This window comes from Mycobacterium kubicae (genome assembly GCF_015689175.1).
Taxonomy (GTDB): Bacteria; Actinomycetota; Actinomycetes; order Mycobacteriales; family Mycobacteriaceae; genus Mycobacterium; species Mycobacterium kubicae.
The window spans coordinates 4,369,124-4,389,611 of sequence record NZ_CP065047.1; the positions used below are offsets into that span (position 1 = coordinate 4,369,124).

General features: G+C 65.8%; 15 protein-coding genes, 1 pseudogene and 2 riboswitches. Of the genes and pseudogenes, 10 read left to right on the forward strand and 6 right to left on the reverse strand.

Annotation, left to right across the window (positions count from 1 at the left end):
• Positions 1–52: 52 nt before the first annotated feature.
• Positions 53–178: pseudogene (locus I2456_RS28660) on the reverse strand (hypothetical protein); the annotation flags it as partial.
• Positions 179–600: 422 nt separating this feature from the next.
• Between I2456_RS28660 and I2456_RS20380 the strand changes: the two are divergent.
• From I2456_RS20380 to I2456_RS20405, 6 genes are all read left to right on the forward strand, one after another.
• The gene (locus I2456_RS20380) at positions 601–1,779 is read left to right on the forward strand and encodes a PucR family transcriptional regulator (protein WP_241007771.1); all 1,179 of its coding nucleotides are present in this window, start codon (positions 601–603) and stop codon (positions 1,777–1,779) included.
• A riboswitch (cobalamin riboswitch) is annotated at positions 1,778–2,013 on the forward strand. It overlaps the preceding gene by 2 nt.
• Before the next feature lie 138 nt (positions 2,014–2,151).
• Positions 2,152–4,422, forward strand: a complete 2,271-nt coding sequence (gene metE / locus I2456_RS20385) for a 5-methyltetrahydropteroyltriglutamate--homocysteine S-methyltransferase (RefSeq protein ID WP_085073533.1) — start codon at positions 2,152–2,154, stop codon at positions 4,420–4,422.
• Between the two features lie 123 nt (positions 4,423–4,545).
• Positions 4,546–5,511 (forward strand): IS481 family transposase, encoded by a 966-nt coding sequence (locus I2456_RS20390; protein WP_163703754.1) that lies wholly within the window; start codon positions 4,546–4,548, stop codon positions 5,509–5,511.
• 94 nt (positions 5,512–5,605) lie between these two features.
• Complete coding sequence (locus I2456_RS20395) at positions 5,606–6,778, forward strand: tyrosine-type recombinase/integrase (RefSeq protein ID WP_033710464.1); 1,173 nt, start codon at positions 5,606–5,608, stop codon at positions 6,776–6,778.
• Positions 6,775–9,267, forward strand: coding sequence for a tyrosine-type recombinase/integrase (locus tag I2456_RS20400; RefSeq protein ID WP_141244865.1), 2,493 nt, complete (start codon positions 6,775–6,777; stop codon positions 9,265–9,267). The genes I2456_RS20395 and I2456_RS20400 overlap by 4 nt, the downstream gene beginning before the upstream one ends.
• A complete protein-coding gene (locus I2456_RS20405) occupies positions 9,264–9,815 on the forward strand; it encodes a DUF6262 family protein (protein ID WP_080711234.1) in 552 nt (183 codons plus the stop codon). The genes I2456_RS20400 and I2456_RS20405 overlap by 4 nt, the downstream gene beginning before the upstream one ends.
• A 307-nt stretch (positions 9,816–10,122) precedes the next feature.
• Here I2456_RS20405 and I2456_RS20410 read toward each other — a convergent pair whose 3' ends face one another.
• Complete coding sequence (locus tag I2456_RS20410) at positions 10,123–11,868, reverse strand: DUF3556 domain-containing protein (RefSeq protein WP_068165801.1); 1,746 nt, start codon at positions 11,866–11,868, stop codon at positions 10,123–10,125.
• A gap of 123 nt (positions 11,869–11,991) precedes the next feature.
• Here I2456_RS20410 and I2456_RS20415 point away from each other — a divergent pair, with 123 nt between their 5' ends.
• Both I2456_RS20415 and I2456_RS20420 read left to right on the forward strand, forming a co-directional pair.
• Entirely contained in the window at positions 11,992–12,207 is a 216-nt protein-coding gene (locus I2456_RS20415) for a hypothetical protein (protein ID WP_116645927.1), read from the forward strand.
• A gap of 78 nt (positions 12,208–12,285) precedes the next feature.
• Positions 12,286–12,461: riboswitch (cobalamin riboswitch) on the forward strand.
• A gap of 35 nt (positions 12,462–12,496) precedes the next feature.
• Positions 12,497–14,188 carry a PPE family protein gene (locus I2456_RS20420; protein ID WP_085072956.1) on the forward strand — a complete coding sequence of 564 codons (1,692 nt, stop codon included), beginning with the start codon at positions 12,497–12,499 and terminating at the stop codon, positions 14,186–14,188.
• Between the two features lie 16 nt (positions 14,189–14,204).
• Here the strand turns inward: I2456_RS20420 and prpD are convergent, their stop codons facing one another.
• Positions 14,205–15,713, reverse strand: a complete 1,509-nt coding sequence (prpD, locus tag I2456_RS20425; RefSeq protein WP_085072955.1) for a 2-methylcitrate dehydratase PrpD — start codon at positions 15,711–15,713, stop codon at positions 14,205–14,207.
• 89 nt (positions 15,714–15,802) lie between these two features.
• Between prpD and I2456_RS20430 the strand changes: the two genes are divergently transcribed.
• Entirely contained in the window at positions 15,803–16,594 is a 792-nt protein-coding gene (locus I2456_RS20430; protein WP_085072954.1) for a sulfite exporter TauE/SafE family protein, read from the forward strand.
• A 55-nt stretch (positions 16,595–16,649) separates the two neighbouring features.
• Here I2456_RS20430 and I2456_RS20435 read toward each other — a convergent pair whose 3' ends face one another.
• Positions 16,650–18,080: an MBL fold metallo-hydrolase gene (locus tag I2456_RS20435; RefSeq protein WP_085072953.1), complete on the reverse strand. Its 1,431-nt coding sequence runs from the start codon at positions 18,078–18,080 to the stop codon at positions 16,650–16,652.
• Positions 18,081–18,513: 433 nt separating this feature from the next.
• Here I2456_RS20435 and I2456_RS20440 point away from each other — a divergent pair, with 433 nt between their 5' ends.
• Positions 18,514–19,896, forward strand: a complete 1,383-nt coding sequence (locus tag I2456_RS20440; protein ID WP_085072952.1) for a flavin monoamine oxidase family protein — start codon at positions 18,514–18,516, stop codon at positions 19,894–19,896.
• Here the strand turns inward: I2456_RS20440 and I2456_RS20445 are convergent.
• Together I2456_RS20445 and I2456_RS20450 are read right to left on the reverse strand one after the other, a co-directional pair.
• Positions 19,893–20,177 carry a WXG100 family type VII secretion target gene (locus I2456_RS20445; RefSeq protein WP_068027678.1) on the reverse strand — a complete coding sequence of 95 codons (285 nt, stop codon included), beginning with the start codon at positions 20,175–20,177 and terminating at the stop codon, positions 19,893–19,895. The two genes, I2456_RS20440 and I2456_RS20445, sit on opposite strands and share 4 nt — an antisense overlap.
• Before the next feature lie 14 nt (positions 20,178–20,191).
• A complete protein-coding gene (locus I2456_RS20450) occupies positions 20,192–20,485 on the reverse strand; it encodes a WXG100 family type VII secretion target (RefSeq protein WP_068027671.1) in 294 nt (97 codons plus the stop codon).
• Positions 20,486–20,488: the final 3 nt, after the last annotated feature.

Consider the following 20,488-nt stretch of genomic DNA (forward strand, 5'->3'; position numbering starts at 1 on the left):
TTCGCCGACCGCGCTAGCGATTTTCGGGACTTGCTACGGGTGCAGACCACCGGACCGTGAGCGCATCGTTGCGTGGCAATCGCGGGTGCCGGGCCAGATACACATCCCCCATCCCGCCCGATCCCAACCGGCGCACATCCTGTACCTGGGCGGATCTCTGATGATTGGCTAGCAGCACTTGTGGGATGTTACCTAGCTGGCACGACAACGGAGCGGCCTTGGGCAAATGCCGGTGCCGAACCCCACTTCGACACCATCCTGCCCGCCCCGAAACGGCTGTTGGCTCACCCCTTGCGCCGATGCCACCTCCGCTCCCACCGCGCCGACATGGCCTGCCCTGCCAGTGTTGTCCGCGCCGGTCGAGTCGGAAGCGGTTCGGGTGACGCGCACCTGCTCGTCGGGCATGGGTAGGACCGGGTCCTAGTTCACACGCAACTCGTTGGGGGGTTGCTGGCAGATAGCGACGCAGGCCCCTTCCGGAGCGAAACGCGTTGCTGTGCCTTCCGCACTGACCGGCCGAGATCACCGCCCGGTCCGGCCGATTACATGAACAGGTGCGAATACACCGTGCGATCTGCACCTTGGCCATAGAATCGGCGCGTGGTATGGCGAGCACCTTCTCCGCGGATCCAGGAGCTGATCCGCAAGGGTGCCCTGATGGCGCTCAACGCCAACTCGGAATGGGTTGGCGAGATTGATCGCGTCACGCTGGCCGCCGGCCAATCGATCGCCGCGGACGCCACCCTGGCGGCGGCGGCGGCCCGTACCCATCGCGAGAAGTTGGTCGACTTCGCCTCGACCATGCTGCGCAACCCCGGCGCAATGCAGCGCTGGACCGAGATCGCCTTCGACCTGACCTCCGACCCCGAAGAATTGCGCGCACTGCTCGCGGTGCCTTTCCAGTCGGCCGGCGAGTTCCTCGACCGCACCCTTACCGGCATCTCCGCCCACATGCAAAGCGAGCATGCCGAACTCGCCCAGGACATCGCCGCCGAACGGCGCAAGATAGTCGAACTGCTCGTCGCGGGCGCACCGATCAGTCGCGATCACGCCGAAGCACGACTGGACTACGCGCTGGATCGGTTGCACACCGCCGCCATCGTCTGGTGTGACCAACCCGACGAAGACCCAAGCCGCCTGGACCGCGCCGTCGAAGCGTTCACCGAAGCGGTTGGCTGCGCACGGCCGCTCAAGGTGGTCCCGAGTGCCGCGACTCGTTGGGTATGGGTGAAAGACATTGCCGCTCTTGATGTCCAGCAGCTCAGCGAGGTGCTCGGCAAAGCCGCCGACGCGCGTGTTGCGATCGGCCCCACCGCGCGGGGCATCGAAGGGTTCCGGCGCAGCCATCTCGATGCGCTGACCACCCAACGCATGGTGACTCGGCTCCAGTCCCCGCAGCGGGTCGCCTTCTTCGCTGACGTGCGGATGGTCGCGCTGCTCACCGAAAACCAAGACGGCGCCGACGATTTCATCAAGACCACGCTCGGCGACTTCGAGTCCGCCAGCCCGACACTGCACACCACGGTGCTGACCTACATCAACGCCGAATGCAACGCCTCGCGCGCGGCCAAGCTGCTCTACACCCACCGCAACACGCTGTTGAATCGGCTGGAGACCGCGCAACGGCTGCTTCCCCGGCCCCTCGAACAAACGCTCGTCGAGGTTGCCGTCGCGATCAAAGCGTTGCAGTGGCGGGGCAATCAGGGCAACGACTCCGAGAACTCCGGCGCCACATCGCAGCACCATGGCCCGGTGCCGACCGGCCGGGCCGCGGAGTAATCTGTTCGACGCAGCTGGTCTGCTGTCGCCGCACGGCGTCAGCATCGAGCGAAGCATGCCAACCATGCCTCGCAAGAGGGAACCCGGTGAAACTCCGGGACTGTCCCGCAGCGGTGTGCAGGAACGACCGCCGTCTTAAAGCACTGGTCGCACGACTGGGAAGCGACGGCCATTAGGAGCACCACCCGGTGCGCGCCTGCGAGTCCGAAGACCTGCCGGCTGTGCCGGGCGCGCCGCGTCCGGCGGCTCATCGCCTCGTGGAATGGGCGTTTGGCCGTAGTTGTTGCGCTGGCATGTCAGGGGCCACCGCAGCAGGCTCGGCTGCGCGTCCGCGGGCGGTGACCACCCCGTCGAATCAAGGATGAACGCCTCGTGACCGCAAAACCATTTTCCGCCACCATCACCGGCTCTCCCCGCATCGGCCCGCGCCGCGAACTCAAACGCGCAACCGAGGGCTACTGGGCCGGGCGCACCAGCCGATCCGACCTGGAGTCCGTCGCCGCCACTTTGCGCCGCGACAGCTGGTCAGACCTGGCCGCCGCCGGATTGGACTCGGTGCCGATCAACACCTTCTCCTACTACGACCAGATGCTCGACACCGCCGTCATGCTCGGCGCCCTGCCGGCCCGGGTCAACCAGGTCCCCGACGAACTGGACCGCTACTTCGCGGCCGCGCGCGGCACCAGCGAGATCTCCCCGCTGGAGATGACGAAATGGTTCGACACCAACTACCACTATCTGGTTCCCGAGATCGGGCCCTCGACCAAGTTCGCACTGCACCCCGACAAGGTGCTGTCGGAACTCAAAGAGGCGCAGGAACAGGGAATTCCCGCCCGCCCGGTGCTCATCGGGCCGGTCACCTTCCTGCTGCTGAGCAAGGCGGTGGAAGGCGGTGCTGCCCCCATCGACCGCTTGGAAGAACTGCTGCCGATCTATGCCGAACTGCTGTCCCTGCTCGCCGACAGCGGCGCGGCATGGGTCCAGCTCGACGAACCGGCGCTGGTCACCGACATCTCCGCCGATGCACCCGCGTTGGCCGAGCGGATGTACACCGCGCTGGGATCGCTGCGCAACCGGCCGGCCCTGTATGTGGCCACCTACTTCGGCGACCCGGGCGCGGGCCTGGCCGCGCTGGCCCGCACACCGGTGGAGGCAATCGGGGTCGACCTGGTGGCCGGCGCCGATACCGCGATCGCAGGGGTTCCCGAATTGGCCAGTAAGACGCTGGTCGCCGGCATCGTCGACGGACGCAACATCTGGCGGACGGATTTGGAGGCGGCTCTGGGCAAGCTCGCGACGCTGCTCGGTTCGGCGGCCAACGTCGCCGTGTCGACATCGTGCTCGACGCTGCACGTCCCGTATTCACTCGAGCCGGAAACCGAGTTGGATGACAACCTGCGCAGCTGGCTGGCTTTCGGCGCCGAGAAGGTGACCGAGGTGGTGACCCTGGCGCGGGCACTACGGGATGGCCGCGATGCGGTCGCCGACGAGATCGCGGCGTCCAATGCGGCCGTGGCCTCCCGCAAGCGCGACCCACGCCTGCACAACGGCCAGGTCCGGGCTCGCATCGCCTCCATCGCCGCTTCCGGCGCCCACCGCGGCGACTCGGCGAAGCGCCGCGCCAGCCAGGAGGCGCGGCTGCACCTGCCGCCGTTGCCCACCACGACAATCGGCTCGTACCCGCAGACATCGGCAATCCGCAAGGCGCGCGCGGCTTTTCGGGCCGGTGAGATCGACGAGGCGGAATACGAGCGGCGGATGAAGGCCGAGATCGCCGACGTCATCAAGTTGCAGGAAGAGCTCGGCCTGGACGTGCTGGTGCACGGCGAGCCGGAGCGCAACGACATGGTGCAGTACTTCGCCGAGCAATTGCAGGGCTTCTTCGCCACCCAGAACGGCTGGGTGCAGTCCTACGGCAGCCGGTGCGTGCGTCCGCCCATCCTCTACGGCGACGTGGTTCGCACTCACCCCATGACCGTCGACTGGATCAAATACGCGCAGTCGCTGACCGACAAGCCGGTCAAGGGCATGCTCACCGGACCGGTCACCATCCTGGCGTGGTCATTCGTGCGCGACGACCAGCCGTTGGCCGACACCGCCAACCAGGTGGCGTTGGCCATTCGCGACGAAACCGTGGATCTGCAGTCCGCGGGCATCGCGGTGATTCAGGTCGACGAACCCGCGTTGCGTGAGCTGCTGCCGCTGCGTCGCGCCGACCAGGAAGACTACTTGCGGTGGGCCGTCGGCGCGTTTCGGCTGGCGACCTCTGGCGTCGCCGATTCGACGCAGATCCACACCCACCTGTGTTACTCCGAATTCGGTGAGGTGATCGGCGCCATCGCTGATCTCGACGCCGACGTCACCTCCATCGAGGCGGCCCGGTCGCACATGGAGGTGCTCGACGACCTGAATGCCGTCGGCTTCGCCAACAGCGTGGGCCCGGGCGTCTACGACATCCACTCGCCGCGGGTGCCCAGTACCGGCGAGATGGCCGAGTCGCTGCGGGCGGCGTTGAGAGCCGTTCCGCAGGAACGGCTTTGGGTCAACCCCGACTGTGGCCTGAAGACCCGCAACGTCGACGAGGTGATCGCGTCGTTGAAGAACATGGTGGCCGCCGCGCAGGAGGTCCGGGCGCAGGTCTAGCTGTAGTGCCCAGGGTCGTTGGTTGAGATGTGACGACACGCTGTAGCGGTCGTTGATGGGTGAAGGTCTCCTGTCGTGGAGTGGAGCTGCTACCACTGCACCCACAACGAACAGGAGACCTTCGTGGTCCACGCTAACGCTGTTTTGACGCCTCGGGGTCGGTTGATGCTGGCTCGTCGTGTCGTTGATGAGGGATGGCCGATCGTGCGGGCCGCTGAACATTTCCATGTGTCGTGGCCGACCGCTAAACGTTGGGCGGTGCGGTATGCGGCGATGGGCGAGGCCGGGATGACCGATCGCTCTAGCCGACCCCATCACAGCCCTAACCGCACACCGCCGCCGGTCGTGCGCCGCATCGTGGAGCTGCGGTGGCGACATCGCCTCTCACCGCTGGCGATCGCGTCGCGGTTGTCGATGCCGGCCTCCACAGTGCACGCCGTTCTGGTGCGGTGCCGACTGAATCGCCTGTCGTACATCGATCTTCGCACTGGAGAGGTCATTCGTCGCTATGAACACGATCGCCCCGGTGCGCTCCTCCACGTCGATGTGAAGAAATTGGGCAACATCCCCGACGGCGGCGGCTGGCGATTTGTGGGACGAGCGCAAGGATGGCAGAACCGACGTTCGATGCCCGACACCAAACGCAGTCGTTACCGCAACGAATTGATGGGGCATGGCTTCGTGCACACCGTAATCGATGACCACTCGCGGGTGGCCTACGCCGAAATCCACGACGACGAAACTGCGGCCACCGCGATCGCGGTGTTGCGCCGCGCTGTGGGCTGGTTCGCCGTGCGCGGAGTGACGGTGCAACGTGTGCTCTCCGACAATGGCTCGTGCTACCGCTCCCATGCCTGGCGCCACGCCTGTGCTGAGCTGCACATCGTGCCTAAACGGACCCGCCCCTACCGGCCTCAGACCAACGGCAAAATCGAGCGCTTTCACCGCACCATGACCGCCGAATGGGCCTTCGCCCGTCACTACCCCAACGAACGCACCCGCCGCTCAGCTCTACCGGCGTGGCTACACACCTACAATCACCACCGGCATTTTCTGGGGTTAGCTGCCCTGTTGTGTGACGTTGCGTAAACCGGCGACACGGCCCGGTTCTGCAACAGATCTCCCGGGGTGTGGTGCTCGTGGCTGGTAGTGGTAAAGCTGCCTGCTGCGAGAGGAGATCAGGGTGCGGGCGTTTCTGGTGAGGTTGCCGTCCGGGGCGAGGTACTGGACGGTGCTGGATGAGGATTTGGCGGTGGTGGCCGAAGCGGATGCGTTCTTGCGGCATGTCCGATTCGGCCGTGACGGTTCGGAGTTGACCACAAGGTCATATGCGGGCGCCATCGCATTGTTTCTGCGCTGGTGTGTTCGCACCGGCCGGCATTGGCATGACGGGGTGGCGGCGCTGGGGCTGTTCATCACCTGGCTGCGTCACGCGGGGCCGCAGTCCAGCGGTGTCGAGGTCGTGGCGGGTGGGCAGGTGCTGGCTGGTCCGGGCGTTGAGCCGGTGCGTGGGGCGCGGCGGATCAACGGTGTGCTGACCGCGGTGCGGGGCTTCGTCGCTCACGCGGTGGCATCCGGTCAGGCGCCTGGCGAGCTGATGCCGTTGATCTATGAGCTGGCCGACGAGCGTGACCTGCCCGCGCAGGCCCGCGGTGAGGAACATCGGATGGCCTGGCGGATGCGGGCGCGGCATCGGTTGCACGAGCCAGAGGCGATGGTGGACCGGGCCAGCGATGCCGAGATCGTGGCGCTGCTGCGGGCCTGCCAGTCGGCGCGGGACAGGCTGATCGTGCTGTTGATGGCCAGGGCCGGGCTGCGGCGCGGCGAGTTGTGTGGCCTACGGCGCTCGGACGTTCACCTGTTGGCCGACTCACGTCTGCTGGGCTGTGAAATCCCGCGAGCGCACCTGCATGTGGTGCGGCGGGAGAATCCGAACGGCGCGTGGGCCAAATCGCGTCGCCAACGCGTGGTGCCGCTGGATTTTCTGGCGGTTCAGCTGTTCGATGTCTACGAGTTCGAGCGGTTTGCGGTGCCGCGGGCGGCTGAGTCGGATTTGTTGTTGGTCAACCTGTTTCGCGAGCCGATCGGCGCACCGATGCGCCCGGATACGATTAATGAATTGATCACCGCCTGCGCGCGGCGGGCCAGAATCGAGCATATGACGCCGCATCGGCTGCGGCATGCGTTCGGCAGTAACCTTGCCGACGCCGGTGCCGGTCTGGACGAGATCGCCGCCCTGCTGGGGCATGCGGCGATGAGTTCGTCGCAGGTCTATCTGCATCCCGACCCGGCCCGGTTGCGTGAGGCCGTCGACCGGGTCCGCAGTCCCCGCGAGCTTGCCGGGACGGACGGGTGAGCGCCGTGACGATGCCGACGGCTGCGATCGTCGCCGGCAGAGTGCACGTGTTCGCCGATCCAGCAGGAATCGACCGGCACGCTGCGTCGATCACCGTGGTGATCGATCCCGCGTTCCTCGCCGAAGCCGGCTGGGACGCGGCGCGAAAGGTGCTGTCGTTCGCACCGGAGCATCCGCTGCTGGGACGCCCGGTCTGCCGCGCGTCGGGCTGTTTGACATCCGCGCCGGCAGCGACGCGGATCTGCGCCTCGTGCCGGCGTCGGCTTGCCGAACACGGGCTCGGTGACGACGAGATCGCCTCGCTTCCGCCGCGGGGTCGCGAACGAATGGGGCGCGGGCCGGATGCTTGTGTCGTCGACGGTTGTCGACGCGAGTGGGAATCGGCGAGTTCCGGGCTGTGTCACGCCCACGCAGAACAGCTGCGCGCCTTGCCGGTTGCCGATGTCGACGAGTTCCGTGCTCACCGGCAAACCAGGCCGCTTCCGCCGTGTCCGCCGTGCGCGGTGGCCGCCTGCACTCGCCAGCGGCGCCATCCCGACGGTCTGTACTGTGAGGCGCACCAGCAGCGGCTGCGCACCGTCCGCGCACGTGACCCACATTTAGATGAAATCGTCTGGCGGGCAACCGAACCAGCGATCGGTCGCGGCGGCGAGGTTAGTCTGCGGGGCCTGACGCCGCTGGTGGTCGCTGAATTGCTGGTGGGCTTGCAGCAGCGCTGCCGGATCAACGCGGTCAAGACCGACGAGGCCGTGCTGCGCGCGTTCTGTAACGACTTGCTGGGCCAGCAGGTGGGGTCGATCGCCGACTATGTCATCGGTGACGGCCGGGGCCTGGAGTTCACCGGGCTGGTCAACTGCCTGATCGGTCATGCTCGGCGCGCCTTGTCGAGCCCGGAAACCGAAGTCGCCCAGGACGAATGGGACCTGGCGGTGTTTGGGCATCACGGCACGGTGTCGTTTACCGGCATCAGCCAGTCCTGGCTGCGGGAGGCCGCCAAGCGGTGGGCCGCCGATGACCTGCCGAAACGACGTGTCCGAGCCGGGCGGCGCACCAGCGCCGGCCTGGCCGTGCGCCACTACATCGGCTGCCTGGTGCGGTTGTCAGAGTCGCTGCGCATGCGCGAGGACCGCGGCGAACACCCAGCGGCGTTGGGACGCACCGATATGGAGGCGTTCCTGCACCGGCTGGCCTACCTTGAATCGGTCGGTCAGATCAGTGGCGATGCCCGGATCCGGGCCTGCCGCGAGGTTCGTGCCGTGCTCACCCGCATCCGGGCGATGGGGCTGACGCGGCCCGGCGGCATCGCCGCCGGGCTGGGCGAGGACTTTGTGATTGGGCAGGCGGACGTGCCTGTCGAACCCGAACCGGGCGAACCCAACCGGGACCTGCCGCCGGAAATCATGAAGCAGTTATGCGAACACCTGGATGAACTGACCTCATCAGAGATGCGCACCGCGGTCGAGTTGGCCATCGACACCGGCCGCCGTCCCGAAGAGATCTGCGAGCTGGACTTCGACTGCCTGACCCGAGACGACGACGGACAGCCCGTGCTGATCTACGACAACCATAAGGCCAACCGGCTCGCACGACGCCTGCCGATCAGCGAGCAGACCGCCGCCGTAATACTCGCCCAGCAGCAACAAGTCCGGAACCGCTACCCAAACACTCCGATCGGCGAGCTCAAGCTGCTGCCCACCGACCGGCGCAACCCCGGCGGACGCCGCGCGATCACCGGCTTTTCTCTCGCGTTCGCCCACCGCACCTGGGTCGACCGACTGCCGGTGCTGCGCAACGCCGATGGTGTCGAATATGACAAGAGCAAGGTGGTGCTCTACGCCTACCGGCACAGTTACGCCCAACGCCACGCTGACGCCGGCGTCCCCATCGAGGTGTTGCGTGAGCTGATGTCGCACCGCAAACTCGACACCACCAGCTGCTACTACCGCATCGGCGAAACCCGCCGCCGTGAAGCCGTCGATCGCGTCACCGCGATGCAGTTCGACCGGCATGGCAACCGCATCTGGCGGCAAGCCCAAGCATTGTTGGACTCCGAACACGCCCGTCGCGCCGTCGGCGAGGTCGCGGTTCCATTCGGTGTCTGCGCCGAACCGTCCAACGTCAAGGCCGGCGGCGGTGCCTGTCCGTTCCGGTTCCGCTGCGCTGGATGCGACCACTTCCGCACCGACGTCTCCTATCTGCCCGACCTGCGCGCCTACCTCGACGACCTGCTGCGCACCCGGGAACGCCTGCTCGCCACCACCGACCTCGATGACTGGGCCCGCGTCGAGGCGATGCCCTCCGAGGAGGAAATCCGCCGCATCCGCCGCCTGATCGACCAGATCAGAAACGGGCTCGGCGAACTCGAACCCGAACAGCGACAACAACTTCAACAAGCCGTCACCGTCGTGCGCCGACACCGCAGCGTCATGCTCGGCATGCCTCGCACCCGCCAAATCCTGCCCGACCTGCGCCCAGAGAGAACCCCATGACCACCAACACCACCCATGCCCTCGACGCGATGATCGACGGACGACGAGCCGACTCCACCAGACGCCGCCAACGCGTCCTTTCCGCCCTCGAGGTCGCCATCAAAGACGGCGCAGAACTCAGCGCCACCAGCATCGCTCAACGCGCCGGAGTCGACCGCACCTTCCTATACCGCCACCGCGACCTGCTCGAACGCATCCACGCCGCTGCAACCCAGCCACCAGACAAATCCGAGATCGGTCACCAGGTCACCCGTGCCTCACTGCAGGCCGACTTGCTCGCCGCCCAGCACCGCTGCACCCGCATGGCCGCACGCACCCAACAACTCGAGATCCGTCTGTCTGAACTGCTCGGCGAACAAGCATGGCGCGCAAGCGGACTCGGCGCGCCAACCGACATCGAGCAACTTCAGCAACGCATCGTCACGCTCGAACAACAAATCGTCGAGCTACGGCTGCAACTCGAAGAACGCGACCAAGACCTCACCGCCGCCCGCGCCGCCAACCGCGAACTTATGGCCCAGCTCAACCTCTCCCAGCCGACCGGCTGACAAATGAGTCCTTGCACCACACCTGTTGCGCACCATATTCTTCAGCAGCCAGCCGCGCGAACTGCGGAAACACCGGGACACTACCGCGACTCAGGCCGCGAGCCCAAGAGAACCGTCCACACTCCGCAATCGGCAAGACCCCACCCATCACACGGTTGACCAACCTGCCTGAGCAGTACATCTAGCCGGGCGTCGAGTGTGCGTCCACGGCCTCCAGCGAGCGGTCAGGGCGGGGGTTTCGTCGAAACGCCGCCCTGGCTACCCAACCGAAGCCCAGGACGCACACTCGACGCCAAAGCGGCCGGGCTCAGGTTCGGCGGGCCTCGTCACTCGACAGCACCTGCACCGGCACGTCGTCGGCCCAGGGCTGCCGGGTCACCATGTCGGCGACTTTGACCACGCCGCGCTCGAATTCGCCGGTCGCCGCGTCCACCAGACGATACTGCTGGGTCTGCTTGTGGATCGGCTGCGCGTCGAGCATCACGATGCGCACCTCGCCGGGTTCGAAGTGACAGCGCTTCTGCAGGGCGGCGACCAACTGCTCGTTGGTCATGTGCCCGTCACCGAAGTTCCAGCCGATCGCGGTGCTGCAGATGCGTTCTCCGTCGGTCAGGACGTACTCGTCCTCGTCGTGACCTGCCATTGCGCGGTGCGCCAGCGTGAACAGCGCACGGCCGTGAGTGTTGAAGGAGCGGAACGCATATCCCATGTACATCGGGATCTGCGCTTTCTCCTTGCTGCCGTAGAACTTCTCGAGTTGCGCGGCGGGCATGCTCGCGATCGCGACGATCCCGTTGGCGATCTTGGCGTCGGCGGACGGCTTGATGCACCACAGCGAGGTGTCCCAGTTGCCCGCGTAGTAGCGCATGCCGGGCAGGAAGGAAACCTTGCGCGGGAAGAGGTTTCCGATCGCGACGGTTCCGGCCACGACGGCGAGCAGCACGAGGGGCAGTGGTGTGGTCAAGTTACTCAGCCCGACGTTGGCTTGGCCGACGAACAGCGCCAGCACGCTGAACATCATGAACACATTCCATTCCAGCGGCACGCCCATCGGGATGGCCGACAGGATGCCGAAGTGGAAGCACAGCATCACGAAGGCCGCGATCGCGGTGGGCCAGCCGCCGTGACTGAAGAACAACACCAGCGGCACCAATCCCTCGATGGCCGTGCTGAAGTGCGCCAGCACCCGCGATGGCCGTCCGGGCCGCAGGTCGTCGGGGAAATGCTCGAAGAACGCCCGCTTGATGAACCGGGGTCGCAGCACCGGGTTGTTGCTCATCATCGTGGAGATGACGAACGGGAAGTGCTTGTTGAGCTTGGAGGTGGCCGCGCCCAACCAGATCACCAGGCACACCAATTTCGCTCCGATGATCATGTCCACCCCGTAACCGGTGAACAAGAAGGCGACGGTGAACGACGCGTACACCTCACCGCGGGCGGCCAGAAAGATGACCTTGTCGCGCAGACCCAGTACCGCCAGCACCCCGAGCACCGCCCAGATCTGCCAGGCCGGCAGCACCCCGACCGTCGTCCCCAACGCCGGGACCGGGCCCGTGCCGTCGGAGAAAATGGCGATCGTCAGCAGCACCAGAAGTGCGCCGTACAGCAGCGCGTCGACCGGGGTCCGCGCGTCGCCCTGCGTCAGCGGTATCCGATTCGGCCACGGCGGCAGCCGAATGGTCCCCGGCCGCAGCCAGTACAGGATCGAGCCCATCGGCGGGAAGAACCGGTTGTTCAGTGGCCCGAACCCGCAGCCGAGGCCAACGACCTCGAACAGCATGGTGTACAGCACCACCTTCTCGAACACGATCGGCTCGGCGTACCAGTGCGCGACGTTGGTGAAGCCGTCGATTCCCTTGGTAGTCAGCGCGATCAACCACGCGACGAGGATGTAGAGGAGGATCTTGATGACGTAGAACAGGTGCAGCAGCACCGGTGTGCCGAAGCCCACCTCCGCCCAATGCCGGGCCATCGGGATGATCTTCTCGGCGCGGGTGCCCTTGTTCCACTCCTCGAAGTCGATCTCCGGAGTCTCCTGCTTCAGAAATCCCATGGTTTGACAGATTAGAACGTGTTCTAGCCGCGCGGTATGGGCATTTTTGTCAGGCGCCGCCCCCGGGGCTACCGTGAAGATCAGTCGGCGTCGTGGCCGGGTGGACGTAGGGAGATCACCATCGTGAACAAACTTCGATCCGGCGTTCTGGTCACGGTCACTTTGCTCATCGGCCTGGTCTTGGGCAGCGGTGTCGCGGCGGCCGACCCCCCGGCGGCAGGCGATTCCTGCACGGTGTTCCATGCAACCACCGAGGATGCCCACGGCCGGACGATGTGGTGCAACCCGACGATGACCGGTGAGCACACCTTGGTGTGGCAATACGGCGGGCCGGAATAGCCGCCCATTTCCACGCTTTGCTGGTGTGCCGGATCCGCAGTTAAGACCGGGGCTGCTTTAACGCCATTTCTTGGCGGCGGGCGTGCGACAATATGGCCCGTAAGGCTATGACGACGTAGGAAGCCGGTGCAAAGCCGGCGCGGTCCCGCCACTGTATTCGGGGAGCGACCCTCATAAGCCACGGCCATTTGGCTGGAAGGCGAGGCGAGCGGCGATCCGAGAGCCAGGAGACTCGCGTCATAGCGTCCTGCTACCCCGGGGCGGTGCACCCCGAGAGAGCTAGTCCGCCATGACGCTGCCTGTCGTATCGAGCGGCCCCGCCGCCACCCCTTTTTGGATCGCATCACCACCGGAAGTGCACTCAGCGTTGCTGAGCAGCGGGGCCGGTCCGGGTCCGTTGCTGGCCGCCGCGGCGGCGTGGCATTCGCTCAGCGTTGAGTATGCCGAGACCGCGCACGAATTGACCGCGGTGTTGGCCGCGGTGCAGGCCGGCACGTGGGCCGGTCCGACCGCGACGGCATACGTCGCCGCCCACACGCCGTACCTGGCGTGGCTGACCCAAGCCAGTGCTGACAGCGCGGCGATGGCCGCGCAGCAGGAGGTTACGGCCGCCGCCTACACCACTGCCCTGGCCGCGATGCCGACGCTGGCGGAGTTGGCCGCCAATCACGCCACGCACGCGGTGTTGGTCGCGACCAACTTCTTCGGCATCAACACCATCCCCATCGCGCTCAACGAGGCCGACTATGTGCGGATGTGGATTCAGGCCGCCACCGTGATGAGCACGTATCAGGCGGTCTCGACCGCGGCCCTGGCCTCCTCGCCGCAGACCTTCCCGGCGCCGGAAATCGTGAAAGCCAATGCGCAGCAGGTCGCCGCCGCCGAGGCGACGGAGTTACCTCCCGACCGGCAGAACGAATTCCTGCAATGGCTGCAGGATCTGGGCTATCTGGACTTCTACGACAACTACATTCAGCCGTTGATCAATGCGCTTTCCGAGCTGCCGTATTTCCAAGCGCTGTTTTCTGGATTCGACCCCTACTTGGTGATCCTCGGTAATCCGCTGAGTTACCTGAGTCCATTCAACATCGCCTTCGCTCTGGGCTATCCGATGGACTTCGGCACCTATGCCGCCCTGCTGTCGCAGATGTTCGCTTTCGTCGCTTTGGATCTCACCGCGGCGTTTGCTTCGGGCGATCCTGCGACCATCGGTCTCACCATTTTGTTCACCACGGTCGAAGTCATCGGCACGGTCATCACCGACACCATTGCGCTGCTGAAGACGTTGCTCGAGCAGACCGCGGTGCTACTCACGGTGCTGGTTCCCCTGCTGACTTCCCCCCTGGTGCCATTGGCGGCCGGTGTGGTGCTGGCGCCGATCGGCATCAAGGGCCTGGCAATGCTGGCGCCCATGCCGCCAGCGCCATTCCCCGCCCCGCCGCCCGCCGCGCCGCCCCTCGTCGCCCTTGCCCCCGGTATCCCGACGACGACGGCACCGGCACCCGCTCCCGCCCCGGCGAGCGCTTCCGCACCGGCGCCCGCACCGCCCCCGCCGCCGACCGCCGCACCGCCGCCGGTCACCGGCTCCGGATTGCCGGTGGGGATGGAGAGCTTCGGCTACCTGGTCGGCGACTTGGATCTGACCGCCAAGAGCGCCGCGGGAACCGACGCCCGCAAGAAAGCACCGGAGCCCGACACTGCGGAGGTGCCGGCGGTTGCAGCGACGCCCCGCGAGCAGCCGCGAGTCGATCGGCGCCGAAAGGCCAAGGCCAACAAACTCGGTCGCGGCTACGAGTACGCAGACCTGGAGCCAGACTCGGACGACGACGGGGACCATGTTTCTTCGGGCTTCGTCGGCGTCTCGCGAAAGACTGGCACCGCGTCGGGCCTGAAGACATTGACCGGCAACGGGTTCGACGACGGACCCCACATGCCGATGATGCCGAGCACCTGGGACGCCGATCCGCCCGAAACCCGTTGACTCACCGTATCTTCCCTCACCGGAAGATACCGCGCGGAATCGGCGGCGACTTGGCGAGCACCAGCGGATCGACGATCGGGTTCAACGCGCCCAGTGTGCCCGCAGCCATGCCCGCGAGGCCCTCAACCACCGACAGAAATCGCCGCTGTTCGGTGTCGCCGAGCACACCGTCGGCCAGTTCGGCGAACTTGGCCAGGTACTGCTCGCGCCGAAAAGGCTTGGCGCCCAACGGGTGAGCATCGGCCACTGCCAGCTCGTCGACGATCACCGCACCCCCTTTCAGGGTGACCTCCGCGCGGGCGCCGAACGCCTTCTCGGCGGGATCGCTGGAGTGGTAGCGCCGGGTCCACTCGGGGTCTTCCCGGGTTGAGATGTTGTGCCACAACGCGACTGTGTCGGGGCGATGTGCCCGCTCGGCGGTGTAAGAGCGTTCGTGGTGCCAGCAGCCGTCCTGCAGCGCGACCGCGAAGATGTACATCACCGAGTGGTCCAGCGTCTCTCGGGATGCGTCGGGGTCGAACTTCTGCGGATCGTTGGATCCGGTGCCGATGACGTAGTGCGTGTGATGGCTGGTGTGCAGCACGATCGTTTCGATCTGGTTCAGGTCACCGATCCGCTCGCGCATCCGTCGGGCCAGGTCGATAAGGGCCTGGCTCTGGTATTCCGCCGAATGCTCCTTGGTGTAGCTGTCCAGGATGGCGCGTTTGGGTTCGCCCGGTTCGGGCAACGGCACGCGGTAGGTGTGGCCGGGGCCGGCCAGCAGCCAGGCGATCACTCCGTCCTCGCCTTCCCAGATGGGCGCGGGCGCACCTTCACCGCGCATGGCACGATCGACCGCCTCGATGGCGACCTTGCCGGCCCAGGCGGGCGCGAACGCCTTCCAGCTGGAGATTAGCCCCTTGCGGGACTGCCGGGTGGCCGTCGTCAGGTGCAGCGCCTGACCGATCGCCGAATAGATCGTCTCCTGGCCCAGTCGCAGCATGGCACCCAGGCCGGCCGCCACCGCCGGACCTAGGTGGGCGATGTGGTCAATTCTGTGCTCGTGCAAGCAGATTCCCTTGACCAAGTCGATCTGTATTTCGTAAGCGGTTGCCAGGCCTCGGATCAGGTCCGCGCCGCTCACACCGAGGTGCTGGGCAACGGCCACCAGAGGGGGGATGTTGTCGCCGGGGTGGGAATAGTCGGCGGCCAGGAAGGTGTCGTGGAAATCCAACTCGCGTACCGCGACGCCGTTGGCCCACGCCGCCCATTCCGGTGCGTAGTCGCCGGAGACACCGAACACCGTGGCACCCCGATTGCCGTAGGGGTGGGCAAGCGCCTGCGCACGCGCGACGGCTACCGGGCGGCGCAGGACGGCGGCCGCGGCAACCGCGGCGTCGTCGATGATGCGGTTGATGATCATCGACTCGGTCTCGGGCGGCACCGGCACCGGATCGGCGGCGACCTCGGCGATCTTCCATGCCAGGTGTTCAGTGCGCGGAAAGTCGTCGGCGCTGCGCCGTGCTCGTACTTCGTGGATGCGCATAAGCCGCAGACTACGCAGCCGCACTGTACGCATGAACCGCTTGAGCGAAAGGGTGGCGGTCGACCACCCACTGCTCGATAGTGCCTTTGGTGTCCGGTGTTGCGCCTGTCGTCGTTAGTCTCATCAGTGGATTGGCCGTAGCGGTCATCACGGCACCGGTCGGCGTCTCGGGGGCCGTCTTTCTGCTGCCTATTCAGTTCAGTGTTCTGCAGGTGCCCAGCCCCTCGGTGACTCCGACGAACCTGCTGTTCAACGTCTTGTCCGTGCCCGGCGCGTTGGCCCGCTATCGGCGTCGCGCACCGCTTCGTAGCCCGTTGACCGGGCTGCTGCTGGCCGGCACGGTGCCAGGCGTCGTGGTCGGCGCGCTGGTTCGCGTGCTGCTGTTACCGGGGCCTCGGGTGTTTCGCCTGTTCGCCGCCGCACTACTGCTGCCGTTGGGGCTTTGGCTCTGCCGGCGCGGATGGAAACCCCTGTCCGGCGGGCTGTCTCACGCCCAGCCATTGTCAAGGGAAGCAATCGGCTTACTCGCTCTCGGCGTCGGGCTGATAGGCGGCATCTATGGAATCGGCGGCGGCTCACTGCTGAGTCCGATCCTGGTCGGCAGGGGCATGGACGTGCGCCTGGTGGCGCCGGCCGCCTTGACATCGACTTTCGTTACCTCGGTGGCCGGTGCCGCGACTTACACCGCGCTGATCGCGGCGAACCCCACACTCGACATTGCGCCGGACTGGACCATCGGAGTCGCCGCGGGTGTCGGGGGTTTGCTCGGCGGCTACGTGGGTGCGTCTTTGCAGCCGCGACTACCCGAGCGCGCACTGCGGACGCTGCTGGGTGTCAGTGCGATCGCCACAGCAGCCCTTTACCTGATCCAATCATTGTGACCGGCAACGCTTTCCGCATTTCCGAGGTGGACACCGTTCACCCGGCTCCGGAAGCTTAGTCGATCGGATGACCTTCTGTCTCGGCGAGGTGTTGTGCTTGTTCGCCACCTGTTGTCGGCAGCTTGGCGTCCTCCCAGGCGCCATAGCCGCCCAGCAGGTCGGAGACGTCTTCGAACCCAGACGCTCGTAAGACGCTGGCGGCGACCATAGAACGGGTACCGCTGGCGCAGTAGACGACAACAGGAGCCGCCGCGTCGATATCGGAGAGCGACTGCGTCAGGGCCGGTAACGGGATGGTCCGCGCACCGGGTATCACGCCGTCCTCCACCTCCCCGAGTCCGCGCACATCGACGATCTGCAGCCGAGGTTCGACGTCCCGTAGGCCGGCCAACTGATGAACGCTCAACCGGGAAGCGGTCTGTACGAGGTCTTTCCTCTGCACCACAACGTCTGCCAGGTTCCGCAGTTGTCCGACGACGCGGTCGAAGCCGACCCGGGACAGCCGGATCTTGGACTCGCGGGCGGACACCGGGTCACCGACCAGGACGATGTCGCGGTCCGGTTCGAGCACATTGCCGGCCCATTCGGCGAAGCGTCCTTGCAAGCTGGTGTTGACCGCACCCCGCAGATGGCCGTAGGCGTAGTCTCCCGGTCCCCGAGTGTCCAGCAGTACGGCGCCTTCCTCGGCGCGCTGCAACACGTCATCGACGTCGAGTAAGGGCGGGGCATCGTCGTCGAGGAGTGGGTGCGCCTCCGTGTTGCGCGTCGATGCGTATTCGAAGTACGGCGGCTGCACCGATTGGCCTTCGGTCACCGCGGCAACGAATGCGTCGACGTCTGACTTCTGCAACGCGTAATTCTTCTCCCTCTGCTCACCAACGGTCGAACTGGTCTCGCTCGACAATTGCTTGCCGCAGGAAGAGCCGGCGCCATGCGCGGGGAAAACCCGTGTTGCATCAGGCAATTTCAGCAACTTGTCATGCAACGAGTGATACAGCGATCGAGCCAGCTCGTCAGCCGATATGCCCGATGAGGAGCAGAGGTCAGGGCGTCCGACGTCACCGACGAACAGTGTGTCACCGGTGAGAACTCCGTAGGGAACTTCGTCGCCAGGATGCTCGTAGACCACGATGCAGATCGACTCGGGAGTGTGCCCCGGCGTCGACAAGATCTCGAACGTCACTTCGCCCAACGAGATTCGCTGACCATCGTGCAACGGCTCGATCGCGAATTCGACATCGGCGTCTGCGCCGAACGAGATCACCGCGTCGGTGGCTTCCGCCAGTTCCAGATGACCGCTGAGGAAGTCGGCGTGAATGTGGGTCTCGATGACCCGTTCGATGCGCAGCCCGTGTTCTGCTGCTTCTTGCAGATAGATGTCGATATCTCGGCGGGGGTCAACCACGACCGCGCGACCGGTGCTTTCGTCGCCGATCAGGTAGGAAGCCTGTGACAAGCAGCTCAGATAATGCTGTGTGAAGATCACCGGATACTCCTCCTCAGCGTCCCTACGGTTTTGGTTTCCTGACCGACTGTCCGTCTAAACAGCGTGGTCGCGCTGTTCGGTTGCGGCGAGCCAAGCGACGCAACGGGTCGTCGGAATTCCAGCCGACGCGAATGACTTGAGGGGCTCGCCAACCAGCGCTGATGTGCTGCACGACGATCGAGACGTGCACCGGGGCCGACCGCGAGACGGCAGGTCGGTGGCTCGAATCGGGCCGAGTTTAACTCGGTGCAGTCGCCATAACGCTTGGGCGGTGATTCATCTGGGCATCACACGGCACCTACCGCCCTAATTGTATTGACCCGCCAATCAACCGGATTGAACAAACGATCAAATCACCCAACCGGATGCTGCACACCGCGCGACAGGTGTAGCTTGCTGCTGGGGCAGCACGGGGTCAGACGAGGAGCAACGCGTGTCCGATGTCGATTACTGCGTGGTCGGAGCGGGATTCGCCGGCTTGACCGCCGCACTGCGTCTCAAACAAGCGGGCCGCTCGGTGGCCCTCCTCGAAGCTCGCGACAGAGTCGGCGGTCGCACGTACACCCTGACCCGCGACGACGGTGCCTGGATCGACCGTGGCGGCGCGTGGATAGGTCCCGGACAGGATCGGATCTATGCCTTGATGCACGAGTTCGGCGTGCCGGAATACAAGCAGCACAACGACGGCGACGCGATGATGATCGTGGACGGCAAGAAACATCGCTACGGCGGGAAACTGCCGTGGACGATGAGTCCATGGGCGGTCGCGAATCTGGGCCTCGCGCTGCTGGCCGTCGAGAAGATGTGCAAAACCATTCCACGCGAAAACCCCTGGGAGGCAGCCGATGCCGCCGAGTGGGACCGGATCAGTCTCGGTGCGTGGATAGAGGGCAACGTGATGTCCAAGCCGGCCCGCGACATGCTGGACATGGCGCTGGGTGGCCTGTACACCTGCGCTGCCTCCGAAGTGTCGTTGCTGTGGGCGCTTTTGCAGATGGCCTCCGGCGGAGGTCCCGGCTTCTGCATCACCGGCAAAGGCGGGTCACAGGATGCCCGCCCGGTCGGCGGCATGGGTGCGATCTACCGTCCCATGGCCGCGCAACTCGGTGCGGCACTGCATTTGCAGCAGCCGGTCCGACGCATCACGCAAGACGCTGACGGCGTCACCGTTGCGTCCGAGGGCATGACGGTGCGCGCCGAGCGGGTGATCGTGGCCATCCCGATGGCCATCGCCGGCTCCATCGACTACCAACCCTTGCTGCCGGCGGATCGGTCACTGCTGCACCAACGCATGCCCGGCGGTGCGGTGATCAAGACCTCGGTGGTCTACGACGAGCCTTTCTGGCGTGCCGACGGGCTGTCCGGTCAGTCCGCCGCGGCGGGCACGCCGGTCACCATCACGATCGACGCCTGTACCGACACCGCAGACCCCGGAATCATGTGTGCCATCACCGAAGGACCCGCCGCGCGGGAACTGACGAAACTCGACGAAGCCGCGAGAAAGGCGATCGTCGTCGGCGAACTGGTCGACCGCTTCGGGGAAAAGGCGAACGCGGTCGTGGAGTATCACGAGCAGAATTGGACCATCGAACGCTACTCAGGCGGCGGGATGATCAGTCACGCCTCGACCGGTGTGCTGACCGAGTACGGTCCGTCGCTGCGGCCGCCCTGCGGACGGATCCACTGGGCCGGCACCGAGACCTCGACCACCATGTGTGGGTGGATTGACGGGGCCATCCGCTCCGGAGAGCGGGCCGCCGCCGAAGTGCTGGCGGCCCGCTCCACCGCAGGGTTCACCCAGGCCGCGTTGAGCTAGGCCCAGCTGGAGCCGACGGCGCTGTCGGTCTGCGCCATGTTGCTGCCGGCGGACTGGACCTTCTGGCCGTGGGAGTTGGCCTGCTCGTAGATCACCTGGAAGTTGCGACCCAACTGGGTGATGAACTCCTGGCACGCCACCGAACCGGCGCCACCCCAGAAATCACCGGCAGCCAGCACATCGCGAACGATGGCCTGGTGCTCGGCCTCCAGATTGGCCGCCTGCGCGCGAATCAACGCGCCATGGGCATCGACATCACCGAACTGGTAATTGATCGTCATCGCTGCTGTCCCTTCTAGCTGCTCAAGATCTGCTGAGAGGCCTGCTCTTGCTGCTCATAGTTGTTCGCATCCCGGACCAGTCCGTCGCGCACCCCGTGCAGCATGTTCACGATGTTGCGAAACGCCTGATTCATCTGCCCCATCGTGTCCAACGACGTCGCCGAGGCCTGACCACTCCAGCCAGCACCCGAAATGTTCTGCGACGACGCCCACATCCGACGCGCCTCATCCTCAACGGTCTGCGCGTGCGTCTCGAAACGACCCGCCATTGCGCGCATCGCGTGGGGGTCGGTCATAAACCGTGCCATTAC